Annotated in this window: 3 protein-coding genes; all 3 read right to left on the reverse strand. The window is 69.3% G+C overall.

Features of this window, described 5'->3' with window-relative positions:
- On the reverse strand, nucleotides 1–1,023 hold a 1,023-nt coding region (locus VGW35_24600; GenBank protein ID HEV8310853.1), incomplete at its 3' end, for a response regulator.
- Nucleotides 1,020–1,415 (reverse strand): response regulator, encoded by a 396-nt coding sequence (locus VGW35_24605; GenBank protein ID HEV8310854.1) that lies wholly within the window; start codon nucleotides 1,413–1,415, stop codon nucleotides 1,020–1,022. The genes VGW35_24600 and VGW35_24605, both read right to left, overlap by 4 nt.
- Nucleotides 1,400–2,804: ATP-binding protein (locus VGW35_24610; protein ID HEV8310855.1), on the reverse strand; the 1,405-nt coding region annotated here is incomplete at its 5' end. The genes VGW35_24605 and VGW35_24610, both read right to left, overlap by 16 nt.

Consider the following 2,804-nt stretch of genomic DNA (forward strand, 5'->3'; position numbering starts at 1 on the left):
GTCGACCGCGTCCAGGACACGGCTCCCGACGAGGACCTGGCCCGGCTTGGCTTCGCCGCAGAGCCGGAAGGCGAGGTTGGTCACGGTCCCGATCGCCCCGTAGTCCCAGCGGCCCTCGAAGCCGATGGCGCCGATGGTCGCATACCCCTGAGCGACACCGACCCCGATGTGGAGATCATATCCCCGCTTGCGCCACTTGGCGGCGAGCTCCGTCACCTGGTCGCGCATGGCCAGGGCCATGCGGACCGCCCGCTCGGCGTGGTCGGGCACGGGAACGGGGTCGTTGAAGAACACCATCATGCCGTCGCCGGCGAAACGCTCGAGAGTGCCGCCGTGGGCCAGCACCTGGGTGCCCATCGCGGCGTGGTATTCCCGGAGGACCCCCATGACCTCTTCCGGCTCGGCAGTCTCCGCGAAGGCCGTGTAGCCCCGGAGATCCAGGAAGACCACCGTCACCTCCCGGCGGTGGCTCTTGAGCGGGTCCTCGGTGCCCCCGGCCACGATCAGCTCGGCGAGCTGGGGCGAGAAGAAGCGCTTGAGCCGGCCGAGGCGCTCGAGCTGGGTCACCTGATCCTGCACGCGCTGCTCGAGAGTCCGGTTCCACTCGGCGAGCTGGGCCGCCTGCGTCTGGACCGTGTCGTAGAGCTGCTTGATCCGGAGGAGCGAGCGCACCCGAGCCAGGAGCTCCGGCTGGTTGATCGGCTTGGTCAGGAAGTCGTCGGCACCGGCCTCGAGCCCCTTGAGGCGCTCCTGGCCCGGGTCGAGCGCGGTGACCATCACCACCGGGAGGATCCCCGCCGCGGGGGTCTCCCGGATCTTCCGGCAGACCTCGTAGCCGCTCATGCCCGGCATCACCACGTCGAGCAGCACGAGATCCGGCGACTCCTTGTCGACACGTTCCAGGGCCTCGGGACCCGAGGCCGCCGTCACGACGGCGTAACCCTTGGCCGTCAGGAGATCGGCCAGGAGCTTGACGTTCTGAGGAGTGTCGTCGACCACCAGGACCTTGGCCGGGGTGCTCATCGAGCCCCTCCCCCGCTCTGCTGACGATCCAGCATCGCCCGCACCGCCTCCAGAAACCCCTTCACGTTGATCGGCTTCGACTGATACCCGTCGAACCCGGCGGCCATGATCTGCTGGCGGTTGTGCGTCATGGCGGACGCGGTCACCGCCAGGACGGGGATGTCCCGGGTCCGCGGGTCGGCTCGGAGGTGGCCCAGGGCCGCGATCCCGTCCATCCCCGGCAGCTGGATGTCCATCAGGATCAGGGCCGGCCGGTGCTCCTGGGCGAGCCGGATCCCGTCCTCGGCCGCCTCGCACTCGAGCGTCCGGTAGCCCTTGACCTGAAGCACGTCGCGCACGAGCTTCCGGTTCTTCTCGTGGTCTTCGACGATGAGGATCAGCTCGCCGGCCATGCTCGCAAGGGCAGCGTGAAGGTGAACGTGGACCCCCGGCCCACTTCGCTCTTGACCCAGATCCGCCCGCCGTGCAGCTCCACGAACTTCCTGGCCAGGCTGAGCCCGAGCCCGGTCCCCTCGCGCTTGCGCGCGTAGTCGCTGCCGACCTGGCGGAACTCCTCGAAGATCGCCTCCTGATCCTCGGGGGCGATCCCGATCCCCGTGTCGGTGACCGAGATCTCGACGAAGCCGTCGGCCGGAACCGCCGCCACGTCGATCCGGCCGCCCTCCGGGGTGAACTTGAGCGCGTTGGACAGGAGATTGAGGAGGACCTGCTTGACCTTGCGCTCGTCGGCCACCACGGCGCCCAGCCGCTCGTCGACGGCGAGGTGGAGGGCGAGGCCGTGGCGCTCGGCCCGCTCCCGGATCAGCGCGAGGGCAGTCTCCAGGGCCACCGGGAGGCTGAAGGAGCCGAGCTCCAGCTCCATGCGCCCCGCTTCGACCTTGGACAGGTCCAGGATGTCGTTGATGAGCGAGAGGAGGTGGCGCCCGGAGGCGTGGATGTCCTGCATGTATTCGAGCTGCTTGTCGTTCAGCTCCCCGAACATGCGCTCCGACAGCACCTCCGAGAACCCGATGATGGCGTTGAGGGGCGTCCGCAGCTCGTGGGACATGTTGGCCAGGAACTCCGACTTGTGGCGGCTGGCCGTCTCGAGCTGGCGGCTCTTGTCCTCCAGCTCGCGGAAGAGGCGCGCGTTCTGGATGGCCAGCGCGGACTGGGTGGCGAAGGTCTTCAGCAGGTCCACCACCTGGGGCGCGAACTCGCCAGGGGTCTTGCGAGCCAGCACGAGGCCCCCGATGATCTGGTTCTCGCGCAGGAGGGGCACGGCCAGGAGGGCTCGAATACCCGAGCGCGTCGCGAACTCGCGCACGGGACCGCCGTAAGCCCCCTCGTGCAGGACGTCCGGGATCTGGATCGGCTCCCGGGCCACGGCCGCCTGGCCCACCGCGCCTTCGCCGGGACGGAGCGGATGGCTCCGGAGCGCCTCGACCAGCGCCTCGTCGAACTTGTGCGTCGTCCGCAGGCGCATCACCCCCGACGGCTCGTCGTACTCGTAGATGGCGCCGCCGTCGGTGCCGGAGAGCTGGTCCGCGTTGGCGACGATGGTGGTGAGCACGGTCTCGAGATCGAGCGTGGAGCTGACGGCCTGGCCGACGTCGCCGAGCGCCCGTAGCTCCTCCACGGACCGCCCGAGCTCGCGCGTCCGCGCCTGCAACTCCTGGAACAGCCGCACGTTCTCGATGGCGATGACGGCCTGGGCGGCGAAGGTCTTCACCAGCTGGATCTGCTTCTCCGAGAAGGGCCGCACCTCGAGACGCAGGATCGTGATGGCGCCAATCGGGACG

Source organism: Candidatus Methylomirabilota bacterium, assembly GCA_036005065.1.
Taxonomy (GTDB): domain Bacteria; phylum Methylomirabilota; class Methylomirabilia; order Rokubacteriales; family DASRDR01; genus DASYQW01.